Consider the following 13,515-nt stretch of genomic DNA (forward strand, 5'->3'; position numbering starts at 1 on the left):
GGGTGGAGGAGGACGGGAACCGCTGTGGAGCAGCTCCATCAACCGGTCCTCGGCCAGCTCCTCGGCACGGGGGCGGACCTTCTCTGTCTCCTCCTCGCGCACCAGGGCGATGGCGTTCTCGACGAGGTCGCGAATCATCGACTCCACGTCGCGGCCCACGTAGCCGACCTCGGTGAACTTGGAGGCCTCCACCTTCACGAAGGGCGCCTGCGCGAGCTTCGCCAGCCGGCGGGCAATCTCCGTCTTCCCCACGCCGGTGGGGCCAATCATGATGATGTTCTTCGGGTGGATTTCGTCGCGCAGGTCGTCGTTGACCTGCTGACGGCGCCACCGGTTGCGCAGGGCGATGGCCACCGCGCGCTTGGCGGCGTTCTGCCCGACGATGTAACGGTCCAGCTCGCTCACCACCTCGCGAGGCGTGAAGGCGGACGGCTTGCGCGATTCGGCCACGGGGTGGCTCCTAGAGCTCTTCGAGGGAGATGTTGGAGTTGGTGTAGATGTCGATTTCGCCGGCGATGGAGAGCGACTCCCGCGCCACGTCGCGAGCGGGCATCTGCGTGTGCGCCATGAGGGCGCGCGCGGCGGCGAGCGCGTACGGGCCTCCGCTGCCCACCGCGGCGATGCCGTAGTCGGGCTCAATCACGTCGCCGGCGCCGGAGAGGATGAACGTCTTGTCCTTGTCCGCGACGACGAGCAGGGCCTCCAGGCGGCGCAGGAATCTGTCGGTGCGCCAGTCCTTGCCCAGCTCCACGCAGGCGCGCGCCATGTTCTTCTGGTGCTCCTTGAGCTTGCCCTCGAAGCGCTCGAAGAGGGTGAAGGCATCGGCGGTGCTGCCCGCGAAGCCGGCGAGCACCTGGCCGTCGCCCAACTTGCGGACCTTCTTCGCCGTGTTCTTCATCACCGTCTTGTCGAGGGAGACCTGCCCGTCGCTGGCGATGGCGACCTTCCCGTCACGCCGCACACAGAGGATGGTGGTTCCGTGGAACATGGAGCGGGTTTAACAAGCCGCGCCCCGCGTTTCCAAGGAACACCGCCTGCCTGTCCGCTCCCGCACCGTTTCCTCGTGCTTTCGGAAGCGGCGCGCGCCTCACGCCCGGGGATGGGCGGCGTCGTAGACCTGCTGGAGCTGCTCCCAGCTCACGTGGGTATACCGCTGCGTGGTGGACAGGCTCGCGTGGCCCAGCAGCTCCTGGATGCTGCGGATGTCCGCGCCCCCGCCGAGCAGGTGCGTGGCGAAGGAGTGACGCAGCGCGTGCGGACTCACCTTGCGCGCCAGCGCGCACTTGAGCACGTGCGCGTCCAGGTGCCGCCGGATGCTCCGGGGCGTCAGCCGTCCCCCTCGGAAGTTGAGGAAGATGGCCTCCGGCGCCTGGTTCGGCTTCGGCTCCGCGAGCAGCTCTCCGCGCCGGGCGAGGTACGCCTCCAGCGAGCGGATGGCCTGCGCGTTGACGGGCACGAGGCGCTCCTTGCTCCCCTTGCCCATGACCCGGACGATGCGCCCGCTCCGGTCCACGGCGAGCAGGTCCAAATCACACAGCTCGCTGATGCGAAGCCCGCCGCCGTAGAGCAGCTCCAGGATGGCCTTGTCGCGAAGGCCCAGCACCGTCTTCAAGTCGTGCACGTCCAGGAGGGCGAAGACCTCCTCCACCGGAAGCACCTTGGGCAGCGCCTTGGGCAGCTTGGGGCTCTTCACCAGCTTCGCGGGACTGGCGGGCAGGAGCTTCTGGCGCACCAGGTACTTGTAGAAGGACTTGATGGACGCGAGCCGGCGGGCGCGGCTGGCGGGGGCATGGTCCACGCTCAGCGTGCCCAGGTAGCCGCGGATGGCGGCGTGGGAGCCGGCCAGGAGCGAGAGCTTCATCCGCTCGACGAGGTAGCGCTCGTAGTCCACCAGGTCGATGAGGTAGTTGCGCACCGTGTGCGGCGACGACCCCTTCTCGTCCTCCAGGTGGACGCGGAACTTCTCCAGCAGCGGCGAGAGGGTCGTCATGGCGAGGCCAGCGTAGGGGGCCCGGAGAGGCTCGCAAGATTCCGGGCCCCGCGAAACCCCTACTTCGTCGGCGCGGCGGGTGGCACGGCGGGAGCAACGGGCGTCGGCGCGGGCAGCAGCGCGACACACGTGGCGTCCGACAGCCAGGACTTCCCACACATCCACGTGAGGACAGGGTTGCGCACCTGCCAGAGCAGCACGAAGAAGATGAGCGCTCCGAGCCCGAACCGCGCCCAGCCGGACAGCCCCTCCGTCTCGCCATCCTCGTCCTGCTGGGCGAGCATCGCCGGACGAATCATGTCGCGACGGTCCACGCGCGCGCCCTTGGGGAGCCGGGGACGCCGAGTCACCAGCGTGGACAGTCCGTGCGTCAACATCAGGCGGTCATTGAGCGCCCAGCCGGAGCCCTCCAGGAGCAGCGCCAGGTTGCGCCGACGCAGCTTCAGCCAGCCGAGCAGTCCCGCTGGCGCCATGACGACGATGGCGATGAGGGACGTGGCGGTGATGACGTCCCCCATCGTCAACGACTTCACCTGCGTGACGATGAACGCGAAGGACGAGCCCAGCGCCGCCGCCGCGATGCTGCCCGCCGCGATGACGCCCGCGAGTCCACCGGGAGACGGGGCCGGGGCCGCCGCCGGGGCAGGAGCCGGAGCGGGAGCCGCCGCCACGGTCTGCGCGTAACCCTGCTCCAGCGTCGAGTCGAAGGTCTTCTCCCCCGCCGACGCGAGCCCTTCAATCTTGCCGGTGATGAACGAGGCCATGCGCGTGAAGGGCATGGTCATCGACTCCCACAGCGACACGGGCTGGCGGACGATATGCGTCACCGTGGCGTCGTGCTCCTGGCCCTCCACGTCGTAGAAGACGCCGCGCTTGCCCACGATGAGGTCCGTGCTCCGACCGCGCGTCACGGGCACCGCGACTTCGTAGCCGGGCGTGCCATCCTTGGGAGCGACGAGCACGTAGAGGATGCACGTGGTGCCCTGGCTCGTCAGCGCCGCGTGCTCCGCGCGGTTCTTCGCGAGCACCGACAGCGTGTACTTGCGCCCACCGAGGATGAGCGTCCCCTTCTCCATCAGCGCGGGCGCCTTGGGGAGATAGAGGTTGGGCATGCTGATGAAGTTGTTGGCGAACACCAGGAGCCAGCGCTGGTAGAGCACCAGGCGCTCCAACTCGACGATGGCGGCCAGCGTGGGCGCCAGCGCGAGGTCCGCCTGCGAGGCCGCGTCGATGGCGTCCAGGTCCGTCGGCGACACGGTGGCCAGTGAGTCGGCCAGCTTGTGCACCGGGTTGGCGTCACGCGCGGCGAACCACGCGAGCACCGCGTCCGCCTTGGCCACCAGTTCGCGCCACGCCGTGTCCGACAAGCGCTCCGAGTCACCCGTCACCGGAGTAGCGACATCGCGACGGAAGGCCTGGAGCTGCTCGTAGGAGGGACCGCGCAGCAGCTTGGACCACTCCAGCACGCCCGACGCGTCAGGCATGGCGATGGGCAGGTCGCCCGCGGCCTTGCCCAGCGCGGCCGTGTCGCCCAGCGAGCTCTCCACCCGCTCCGCGCGCAGCCGCAGACTCGCCGCCGCCTCCGGCTGCACCGCCACCAGTCGGCACTGGAGGAAGTAGGTGTCCAGCAGCGGAGCCACCTCGCGGATGCGACGCGCGCGCGTCTCGCTGTCCTCGCCCCACACGAAGACCTCGCCGCGCTTGCCCACGTGGGACAGCAGGGCCTCGCGAGCCTCACGGAAGCGCTGCAACATCGGCTTGTCCACACCCGCCTCGCCCGAGCGGTTCTTCAGCTCGGGGAAGGACGCCATGACGTCCTTGGCGAGCGGGCGCAGCGACTCCGGCAGGCGCTCCGGGGCGATGATGCCATCGCCGTTCTGCCCGGACTTGCGCAGCTCCTGGTCGCTCGCGCGCACCTGGGCCAGGGAGATGCGTCCCATGTCGGGCGCGCCCACCGTGCGCAGAATCATCTCCGCCGCCACGCGCAGGGACGCCGCATCCGCGGACAGCGCGCTCAGCTCCAGCACGTCACTGCTGGCGTCCGCGCCGCGCCTGTCCTTCAAGTGCTTCGCGGCCCAGGCCACGGCGGCGCGAACCTCCGCGACGCGGATGCGGGTATTGCCGTCCGTGTCCAGGAACTTGAGGAAGGCGGGGTCGCAGCTCAGCCCCTCCAACGGACACGCCGTGGCGATCCACTGCGTCTCGGGAATGGTCGCTGCCTCCACGAGCACGTCGAAGGAGGGAATGTCGACCTGGAGCGAGCCGCCATAGCGGCGATAGGTGAGCGGAGTCGAAGTCATACAGGCGGCGGACCTAAGCACACCCGACGTCACCTCGCACGGCTCCGCAGCAGCGTCACTTCATGCGGCCAGCCGCTCGGCTTTCACATGGGACCGGGTGTCTCGACACCCGGACGACGGCGCGAGCCAAGGCACCGGAACGACACGCCCATGCGAGTGGCGAGTCCCCTGCAATCGGCGCGGCGGCACACCAGCCCTCCACCCCGAAGGGGAGACGATGCACACCGCCGCCGAATACGACGACCGCTTCCACCTGAGCCGCAAGCGCTACTACCAACTGCTCGCGCTCTCCACCCTCTGGTTCACGGTGAACGAGACGCCGCTGCTGCCCATTGGTCTGCTCTTCGCCCTGCGCTTCGTGGGGGCGAACTACGAGACGACGTTCTTCCACTCCCTGCGCACGGGCCGGAAGGTCGCCCTCGCCTGCCTGGGCCTGGCCCTGTTCTCCCTGCTCCTCTTCGGGCCCCACGCGGGCTTCAGCGTCGGGCCCGGAGGCGTGAGCTTCGACCTCACGCTCCGGTGAACCCGCAGCAACAGACGACTACGGCAGGGCCGACACGCTGTAGACACCGGCCTTGGGGCCCTGGGCGATGATGTACACGGCGCGCGCGTCGTCCTTGCCACCGAAGTACACCGGCACCTGGACGCCCTGGTCCAGCGGCTTCCGCGCCTGCGTCTTCGCGTCGTACACGGCGATGTCGTACGTGTCCGAGTCCATCCGCGCCGACGTCGCCAGCACGCGCTGCCCATCCGCGGACAGCTTGTAGCTGAAGATGCCCTGGAGCCACGTCTTCGGGTCCTCCTTCTGCGGCAGCTCCAGCGCCTTGAAGTCGCACGCGCGTCCGTTGCGGATGCAGTTGGCGCGGAACACCACCTGCCCGTTGCCCGGCACGAAGCCGTAGCCGAAGACACCCCGGTGCACCTTCTCCGCCTTCTCCGCGCCCAGCGGATAGAGCATCAGGTCCACCGAGTACTCCGGCTTGAGGAAGCGCGAGAGGAAGGCCACGTAGCGCGCGTCCGAGCCCCACACGAAGTTGGGCACGCGGTCCCCGACCCGCTTCGGCGCGCCATCCGGCAATGAGGCCACGGCCATCAACCCCGCGCGCGCCGTCACGTCGTACTTGTCCAGGAAGCCCACCGCCTGCGAGTCCGGGGAGAAGGAGAAGATCTCCACGCGCTCGCCCACCTTGCGGCCGGGGCCACCGGAGGCGGGGCCCACGTACAAGTCACCCGGCACGTCCGGCTTGCCGTTCTCCGAGCGCGCCAGCCACTTGCCATCCGGAGAAAACCCGAAGGCCTGCGCCGCCACGGCCAGCCGCTTCGGCTTCTGCGCCGGCAGCTCCGCCAGGTACAAGTCGTAGAGGCCGCGCACCGACTCGCTGCGCACCTGGAAGGCCACGCGCTGGCCATCCGGAGACACGGCATAGTCGCCCACCTGGTCCGCCAGCTTGCGCGGTGCCTCCTCGGGCTTGTCCACCGACACCGCCGCCAGTCCACCCGCCGCGGTCAGCCGGCGCTTGAGCAGCAGCGTCTTGCTGTCGGAGGTGAACTGCGCGGTGCTCACCTCGGCCGCCACGTCGACGAACGGCCCCGAGGGCAGCGGCCCCAGCTTCAGCTTGCCGCCGTCCACGAAGGCCAGCTTCGTCCCGTCCGGTGACGGCAGCATGTAGCTGACCGCCGTGCCCAGCACCGACGGCTCCGCCTTCGGGTCATCCAGCACCGCCACGTTGAGCGTGCCGGACTGCGAGGCCGGGTTGTAGCCCGTGAGGTACAGCGCGTGCTTCGAGTCCGTCGAGAAGAGAAGCCCGCCCGGCACGTTCGTCACGCTGTCGCCCAGCTTGCGAGGCTCGCCCCCGTCCACGGCCACCACGTACAGCGCTCCGAGCAACATCTGCGGAGGCACGCCATCCAGCCGGGGCTTCTGCCCGTTCAGCAGATAGGTGGCGAAGCGGCCATCGGACGTCAGCCTCAGGTCCGCCGCGCGACCCGCGGCCAGCAGCAAGCCCTGCCCCGCCCCAGCGGGCGCGCCCCGTCCCGCGCTGCTCGGCGCGGATGCACGGCTCGGCGCCGCGGACCCACTCGAGGCCGGCGTGGCGGCGGGCGCACCCGACTTCGCGCCGCTGTCCTCGCCCTTCTTGCACCCCGTACCCGCCAGCATGAGCGAGGCCACCAGCCCCGCGCCCAGAAGTCGTCCCAGCCTCGGCCGCATCATGCGCTCCTCTGCTCCTCAAGCTCCGGGGTGCCCGACGTGGGGACACCCGCGTGCGGCAGCCACGCCGCCAGGTCCTGCTTCGCGCGGGCCGAATACGCCGCCCGCTTGTCCGCCTTCTTCATCCGCCCGGTCAGCGGCGGGAAGAGGCCATAGATGATGTTGGAGGGCTGATGCGGGTAGTCCGGCGGGTGCGCTTCGCCCGTCACATGACGGAACAACGAGCCCAGCGCCGTCGTCGCCGGGGGCGGCACCCACTCCTTCCCGCTCAGCCGCGCATGCAGCGCCAGCGCCACCAGGTAGCCGCACGCCGCGCTCTCCACGTACCCCTCCACGCCGGAAACCTGCCCCGCGAAGAACACCCGGGGCTCCGTCTTCAGGGACAAGTCAGCCGACAGCAGCCGGGGCGAGTCGATGAAGGTATTGCGGTGGATCTGCCCCATCCGGAGGAACTCCGCGTTCTGCAGGCCCGGGATGCAGGAGACGAAGATGCGCTTCTGCTCACCCCACGTCAGGCGCGTCTGGAAGCCCACCATGTTCCAGGACGTGCCGGCGCGGTCCTCCATGCGCAACTGCACCACCGCGTGGGGCTCCTGGCCCGTGCGCGGGTCCCGGAGTCCCACCGGCTTCATCGGCCCATAGGCCAGGGTGTCGTCGCCGCGTTCCGCCATGACCTCGATGGGCAGACAGCCTTCGAAGTACTTCGGTTCCTCGAAACTGTGCGGAACCACCTTCTGCCCCGCCTTCAGCTCGGCGATGAAGCGGTAGTACTCCTCCCGGTTCATCGGCAGGTTCAGGTAGTCGTCCCCGCCGCCCTTGCCATAGCGGCTCTGCCGGAAGGCCACCGTCAGGTCGATGGAGTCCCCGGAGAGGATGGGGGCGATGGAGTCGTAGAAATAGAGCTTCTGCCCCACGTGCCGCTCCAGCTCGCGCGTGAGGGCGTCCGACGTCAGGGGTCCGGTGGCCACGACGACGGGGCCCTCCTCCGGAAGCGTCTCCACCTCGCCCGCCACGAACTCCACGCCCGCCTGGCGCAGCAGGGCGTCCGTAATCGCCTTGGAGAAGCCCTCGCGCTCCACCGCCAGCGCGTCTCCGGCGGGCACCCGGTGGGCATCCGCGCTGCCCAGAATCAGCGAGCCCAGCGAGCGCAGCTCCGCGTGCAGCAGGCCAATGGCGCTCTCCGGGTTGTCCGAGCGCAGCGAGTTGCTGCACACCAGCTCCGCGAGCTGATCCGTCTTGTGCGCCGGAGAACGCTTGTGGGGCTTCATCTCGCGCAGCACCACCGGCACGCCCCGGCGGGCAAGCTGGTATGCGCACTCCGTACCGGCCAGGCCGCCGCCAATCACCGTCACCCGCTGCTGCTTCACGTCCGCCATCCTGTTCCTCCCGGGAGCGCCGAGCGCAAGCCCGTCAGCGAACAGTTAGCAGGACTGGCACGCCCTGTCCCACTCGCGAAGCCATGGGCGTCAACCCGGTGTCCTGTCCAGGGCCCCATGTCCGGCAGCCTGCTCCCCGAGCCACCTTCCCCCCCGGTGGGAAGGCGCGGTTTCCCCACCTGGGTTGAACCCCTACGTTTCTCGCGTTCATCGCTCGAGGCAGCGTTCATCCGAGCGAGCGCACAACGCACTCGAAGACAGCAACACGGAAACGAGGCCACCATGAGCCGAGCCCAAGACTTGCTGAAGGTTCGCGAGATTCTTCAGCGCCGCAGGCGGGACATCCTCACCACCAGCAGCGGCACGCACCGGGAGCTGACCGCGCTCAAGGACCAGGAGAGGGATCCCGAGTACGAGGAGAACGCCCAGTCGGAGCTGGCGGACTACACCCTGTCCAGCCTGATGGAGGCCCAGCGCCGAGAGGTCATGCTCATCGACGCCGCGCTGCTGCGCATGGACACGGGCGTCTTCGGTGAGTGCGTGGACTGCGGCCTGGAGATCTCCATGGACCGCCTGGAGGCCATGCCCTTCGCCATCCGCTGCGCGGAGGACGCCGAGCAGCACGAGCAGGACATTCGCGGCGGACACTACGCGACGCCGTCGCTGTAGCCCGGCTTCGCTGACGTGACGGGCGGGCGCTCCCTGGTTCCGCCGGGGAGCGCCGCGCGTTCAGTCGCCCTCTTTCTTGAGGACGACGAAGCGGTAGTTCTCCAGCTCGTTCTGTCCCGCCGTGTAGAGCACGCTCAGGAGCATGTCGTAGGGGACCTTTCGGTCCGCGATGACGGACAGCTCCTTGCTGAAGGGCGCCTGCGGGTTGCGCTCGGCGATGTACTTCAGCTTCTCCACTTCCTTCTTGAACCGCGCGTCGAGCGGGAGCACCAGCCGGCCCTGGAGGGCCTCGGCGGGGAGCTGACCGTTCACCAGGCGCAGCACCTCACGCTCACCCACCAGCACGCTCTTGGACGTAATCGTCACGGCGATGGTGTCCTGCGGCGTGGCGCGGGTGGTGGAGATGGGCGGCCGCACGTCCTCGGACGCCGTCACCGCGGCGGAGGACGAGGCGAAGGACTTGAGCAGGAACACCAGGAGGATGGTCATCATGTCCATCATCGCGGTGATGTTCAGCTCCTTGATCTCCCCCGCCGCGTCGCGCTCCTTGCGCTTCTTGCGCGCCAGGGCCCGGCGATAGCGCAGCCGCGCCAGCGCCTCCTCGTCGACTGCAGCCGGCGCGGGCGACATGGGCTCTGACATGGGCTCGGAAGACGACATGGCTCAGGTCCCCGCCAGGGTGACGTCGGGGAACAGCAACCGGCGCTGGGGGCCCAGTTCCTCGCGCAGCGCATCCATCGTCTGGATGAGCGCCTCGTAGGGCACGTCCGCGTCCGCGCCGACGATGACCTTCGTCTCCTTGGGAAACTCCGACTTTATCTTCACCATCCACGCGTTGAGCGCGGCGTAGTCGTAGTCGCCCGCCGCGTTCGTCGGCACCGTGGGCGCGCCGCCCTCACCGAGGATGGCGTTCTCGCTGCTGACGAAGTGGCCCTTGCGGGAGATGAGCACGGACAGCGTGAGCTTCGGCTCGTCGGAAGGCGAGTCCGGCGTCATCCCCGTGGACGGCGCGCCATAGCCCGGCGCGCTCACGTTGAGGATGCCGAACGAGGTCAGCCCCGTAATCGACAGCAGCATGAAGATGATGAGGTTCATGAGGATGTCGAGGTACGGGACGACGTTCAGCTCGCCCGACTCTTCTTCCTCGCGGACCTTCAGCTTGCGGCGGGAGTAGTGGAACGCCATGGCGCGCGCTCGCCCCGCCCTACGACGCGCGGGCTTCGAGCTCCGTGGAGGCAGGGTCCACACTGCCGCGACGCGACAGGAGGTTCTCCAGCTTCAGCGCGTTGAGCTCCAGGCTCTCCACCATGCTCTTCGCGTACGACGTGAGGAACAGGTGGAAGATGATGCACACCACCGCGATGGAGAGCGCGAAGGCGGTGTTGTTCATCGCCTTGGAGATACCGTCCGACAGCAGCCGCTGCTTCTGGTCCGCCGGCACGTCACCGAGCGCCTGGAAGGTGCCGATGAGGCCGAAGATGGTGCCCACCAGGCCCACCAGCGTGGCGATGTTCGCCAGGGACCACAGCCAGGGGATGCGCTTCGAGACATGCGGGCTGTGCTCGATGATGGCCTCCTCCACTGCCTTGGCCACCTCGATTTCACCCCGGTTCGCGTTCACCAGCCCCGCGCGGATGATCTTGGCCAGGGGCGCGGTGGGCGCCATGCCGCACACCTTCACCGCGCGGTCCAGGTTGCCGCCCCGCACCAGCTTGGAGATCTGCTCCATGAAGGGCGCCGGGTTGAGGTTGTAACGGAACACCAGCGTGACGATGCGCTCGATGGACACCGCCAGCGCGCATGCCAGCCAGAACAGGTTCACGAACATGAACGGACCGCCATCCTTGAAGAACTTGATGACGGAGTCCGTGACGCCGAGCTTTCCGGCGTCCGCGGCCGCGAGGCTCGCGTTGACCAGCAACTCGCTGACCACCGAGGAAATCATTGCCCGGGTTGTAGGGCGGGCCCGCCGAAGCTGTCAAGCCACGGACGGGCCAGCCCCCCGTAAACACTTGGGTTTTCAGGCCGCCGACGACGTTCCCGGGTCCGTGGGGGCACCTGCCTGCTCAGCGACCTCCCGCCGGTAGCCGCACTCCTTGTTCGGGCAGGCGACGAACGCGCCGTCCCGCTTGGAGAACTTCTGCAGGAGGTACGGCGACGCGCAGTCCGGGCACGCCTCCGCCAGGGGCCGGTCCCACGCGGCGAAGCGGCAGTCCGGGTAGCGGTTGCAGCCGAAGAAGATCTTCCCGCGGCCGCTGCGGCGCTCGGTCAGGTAGCCCTGCTTGCACTCCGGGCACCCCACGCCGATGGAGATGGGCTTGGACGTCTTGCAGTCCGGGTAGCCCGAGCACGCCATGAAGCGGCCGAACCGGCCCCGCTTGATGACCATGGGCTTGGTGCACTTCTCGCACAGCTCGTCCGTCGTCTCTTCCTCGACGATGACGATCTTCCCCTCGGCGTCCCGCTTGAAGTCCTTGGTGTTCTTGCAGTCGGGGTAGTTCGAACAGGCGAGGAAGTGCCCCATCTTTCCGAACTTGATGACGAAGTGGTTGCCGCACTTCTCACAGGCGATGTCGGTCTTGATCTCCTCGCGCTTGACGTCGCGCATCTCCGCCTTCGCCTTCTCGAGCGTGTCCTTGAAGGGCCCGTAGAAGTCGCGCAGCACCGACACCCACTTCGCTTCGCCCTCGGAGATCTGATCGAGCTTCTCCTCCATCGTCGCCGTGAAGGTGACGTCCAGCTCATGGGGGAAGTGCTTGACCAACATCTCGTTGGTCATCTGCCCCAGGTCCGTGGGCCGGAAGCGGCTCTCCAGCTTCTCCACGTACTTCTTGTCCTGGATGGTGGACAGAATCGCCGCGTAGGTGGACGGGCGGCCAATGCCCTTCTCTTCCAGCTCCTTCACCAGCGTGGCCTCGCTGAAGCGCGGGGGCGGCTGGGTGAAGTGCTGCTCGTGCAGGATCTTCTGCAGGCCCAGCTTGTCGTTGTCGTTGAGCAGCGGCAGGTCGCCCACGGCGTCGGCGCCATCCGCGCCCTCTTCGCCCGCGGCCTTGGCCTTCTCCTTCTCCGACTCCTCTTCCGGCGTCAGGCCCGCGCCGTACACCGCGAGGTAGCCGGGGAACTTCAGCGTGCTGCCGGAGGCGCGGAACGTGGCCCGGCCCGCGGCGATGTCCGCGCTCGTCTGGTCATACACGGCGGGCTTCATCTGGCACGCCACGAAGCGGTTGTAGATGAGCTCGTAGAGCCGGAACATGTCCTGCTCGTCCATCGCGTCGAAGAAGGGACGCACCCGCTCCGGCGGGTACTCCAGCGACGTGGGGCGGATGGCTTCGTGCGCGTCCTGCGCGCTCTTCCGCGACTTGTAGACCACGGCCTCTTCCGGCAGGTACTCCGCGCCGTACTTGGAGCCGATCATCTCCCGCACCTGCTTCACGGCGTCGTCCGACAGACGCGTGGAGTCCGTGCGCATATAGGTGATGAGCGCCGTCTGGCCTTCCTCGCCGAGGGGCACGCCCTCGTAGAGCTTCTGCGCCAGCGTCATCGTCTTCTTCGCGGTGAAGGACAGCCGGTTGGCCGCCTCCTGCTGGAGCTTGGACGTGATGAAGGGCGCGGGCGCGTTGCGGCGCCGCTCGCGGCGGTCCACCTTGGCCACGGAGAACGCGGCGTCCTTCAGCTCGTTGACCAGGCCCTCGGTGATGGCCCGGTCCTTCAGCTCCACCTTCTTGCCGTCGACCTTGGACAGCTTGGCCTTGAACGGCGGCGGGCCGGAGGGGCCCTCCAACAGCGCGTCCAGCGTCCAGTACTCCACGGGGACGAAGGCCTTGATCTCCGCCTCGCGCTCCACGATGAGCCGCACCGCGACCGACTGCACGCGTCCGGCCGACAGGCCCCGGCGGATCTTCTGCCAGAGCAGCGGCGAGATTTGATAGCCCACCAGCCGGTCCAGGATGCGACGCGTCTGCTGCGAGTCGTAGTTGTCCTGGTTCAGCTCGCGCGGCTGGGCGATGGCCTCCTGGATGGCCTTCTTGGTGATTTCGTTGAAGGTCACCCGCATCGCGTCCGGATGCGCCAGCTCTTCCTTGATGTGCCACGCAATGGCCTCGCCCTCGCGGTCGGGGTCCGTGGCCAGGAAGACCTTGTCGGCGGACTTCGCCATCTTCTTCAGCTCGTTGAGCACCTTCTCCTTGCCCTTGATGACCTCGTACTCGGGCTGGAAGTCGTGCTCCACGTCGACGCCAATCTTGCTCTTGGGCAAATCCTTCACGTGCCCCACGGACGCCTTCACCGTGTAGCCGGAGCCCAGGTACTTCTTGATGGTCTTCGCCTTGGCGGGCGACTCCACGACGACCAGGTAGTGCGGCCCCTTGCCGCGCGGCGTGGCCTCTTCCTCGGCGTCCGCGTCCACGGCGGGCAGCGAGTCGTCATCACCCTTCTTGGTGGTGCGCCGGCGGGCCGCGGTCTTCTTGGCCGCGGCCTTCTTGGCCGCGGGCTTCTTCTTGGCCGCAGTCTTCTTCTTGGCGGCCGTGCGACCGGTCGCCTCGCGGGGCGCCTTCTCCTCGGTCGCCTCGGTCTCTTCCGCCTTCTTCTTCGTCCGCGTGGCCATGACTCTCCTACCTAGATCTTCTCGTACAGCCTGCCCGGGTGCTGGACGACCAGCCCCGTCATCTCCAGCTCCACCAGCGCGCTGACGAGCGCCGCGGGTGAGAGGGTGCTCCCGGTCAGCACCTCATCGAACGTCCGGGGAATCCGGTCCAACACCGCATAGGCGCCCCGCGCTTCCGGGGAGAGCCCATCCCACGAATCAACCTTTCCCGGCGCCACCATCCACCCGGGGTCAACACCCACCGCCCGCCAGACGTCCTTCGCATCCAGGCACGCACTCGCGTGCCCCTCTCGCAGCAGGGCGTTGCAGCCTGCCGCATCCGCCTGACGTACATCCCCCGGCATCGCCAGCACGGGCCGCCCCTGCGC

The 13,515-nt window shown here is 68.3% G+C and carries 12 protein-coding genes and 1 pseudogene; 2 read left to right on the top strand and 11 right to left on the bottom strand.

Annotated features, from left to right (window positions below; genetic code table 11):
* The 4 genes from HUW62_RS39605 to HUW62_RS39620 form a co-directional block, all read right to left on the bottom strand.
* On the bottom strand, positions 1 to 450 hold a 450-nt coding region (locus HUW62_RS39605; protein ID WP_176437377.1), incomplete at its 3' end, for an AAA family ATPase.
* 10 nt (positions 451 to 460) lie between these two features.
* The gene (gene hslV / locus HUW62_RS39610) at positions 461 to 988 is read right to left on the bottom strand and encodes an ATP-dependent protease subunit HslV (RefSeq protein WP_163865581.1); all 528 of its coding nucleotides are present in this window, start codon (positions 986 to 988) and stop codon (positions 461 to 463) included.
* 99 nt (positions 989 to 1,087) lie between these two features.
* The gene (locus tag HUW62_RS39615; protein WP_163865582.1) at positions 1,088 to 1,990 is read right to left on the bottom strand and encodes a tyrosine recombinase XerC; all 903 of its coding nucleotides are present in this window, start codon (positions 1,988 to 1,990) and stop codon (positions 1,088 to 1,090) included.
* A gap of 59 nt (positions 1,991 to 2,049) precedes the next feature.
* On the bottom strand, positions 2,050 to 4,290 hold the full coding sequence (locus tag HUW62_RS39620) for a kinesin (protein ID WP_176437378.1): 2,241 nt from the start codon (positions 4,288 to 4,290) through the stop codon (positions 2,050 to 2,052).
* Positions 4,291 to 4,507: 217 nt separating this feature from the next.
* Between HUW62_RS39620 and HUW62_RS39625 the strand changes: the two genes are divergently transcribed.
* Complete coding sequence (locus tag HUW62_RS39625) at positions 4,508 to 4,813, top strand: hypothetical protein (protein WP_163865584.1); 306 nt, start codon at positions 4,508 to 4,510, stop codon at positions 4,811 to 4,813.
* 18 nt (positions 4,814 to 4,831) lie between these two features.
* Here the strand turns inward: HUW62_RS39625 and HUW62_RS39630 are convergent, their stop codons facing one another.
* Both HUW62_RS39630 and trmFO read right to left on the bottom strand, forming a co-directional pair.
* Complete coding sequence (locus HUW62_RS39630; protein WP_163865585.1) at positions 4,832 to 6,502, bottom strand: PD40 domain-containing protein; 1,671 nt, start codon at positions 6,500 to 6,502, stop codon at positions 4,832 to 4,834.
* A complete protein-coding gene (gene trmFO / locus HUW62_RS39635; protein ID WP_163865586.1) occupies positions 6,499 to 7,875 on the bottom strand; it encodes a methylenetetrahydrofolate--tRNA-(uracil(54)-C(5))-methyltransferase (FADH(2)-oxidizing) TrmFO in 1,377 nt (458 codons plus the stop codon). Before trmFO ends, HUW62_RS39630 begins: the two co-directional genes overlap by 4 nt.
* 282 nt (positions 7,876 to 8,157) lie before the next feature.
* On the opposite strand from trmFO, the gene HUW62_RS39640 reads away from it, so the two are divergent.
* Positions 8,158 to 8,544, top strand: a complete 387-nt coding sequence (locus tag HUW62_RS39640) for a TraR/DksA C4-type zinc finger protein (RefSeq protein WP_163865587.1) — start codon at positions 8,158 to 8,160, stop codon at positions 8,542 to 8,544.
* Between the two features lie 60 nt (positions 8,545 to 8,604).
* On the opposite strand, the gene HUW62_RS39645 is transcribed toward HUW62_RS39640, so the two are convergent.
* The 5 genes and pseudogenes from HUW62_RS39645 to HUW62_RS39665 all read right to left on the bottom strand — a co-directional run.
* Positions 8,605 to 9,186, bottom strand: a complete 582-nt coding sequence (locus HUW62_RS39645; protein WP_176437379.1) for a biopolymer transporter ExbD — start codon at positions 9,184 to 9,186, stop codon at positions 8,605 to 8,607.
* A 21-nt stretch (positions 9,187 to 9,207) separates the two neighbouring features.
* Positions 9,208 to 9,729 carry a biopolymer transporter ExbD gene (locus tag HUW62_RS39650; protein WP_176437380.1) on the bottom strand — a complete coding sequence of 174 codons (522 nt, stop codon included), beginning with the start codon at positions 9,727 to 9,729 and terminating at the stop codon, positions 9,208 to 9,210.
* Between the two features lie 19 nt (positions 9,730 to 9,748).
* Entirely contained in the window at positions 9,749 to 10,489 is a 741-nt protein-coding gene (locus HUW62_RS39655; RefSeq protein ID WP_163865589.1) for a MotA/TolQ/ExbB proton channel family protein, read from the bottom strand.
* Between the two features lie 75 nt (positions 10,490 to 10,564).
* Positions 10,565 to 13,147 (bottom strand): type I DNA topoisomerase, encoded by a 2,583-nt coding sequence (gene topA, locus HUW62_RS39660; protein ID WP_176437381.1) that lies wholly within the window; start codon positions 13,145 to 13,147, stop codon positions 10,565 to 10,567.
* A gap of 11 nt (positions 13,148 to 13,158) precedes the next feature.
* Positions 13,159 to 13,515, bottom strand: a pseudogene (locus tag HUW62_RS39665) (DNA-processing protein DprA); the annotation flags it as partial.

The organism is Myxococcus sp. AM011 (assembly GCF_013372595.1).
Classification (GTDB): domain Bacteria; phylum Myxococcota; class Myxococcia; order Myxococcales; family Myxococcaceae; genus Myxococcus; species Myxococcus eversor.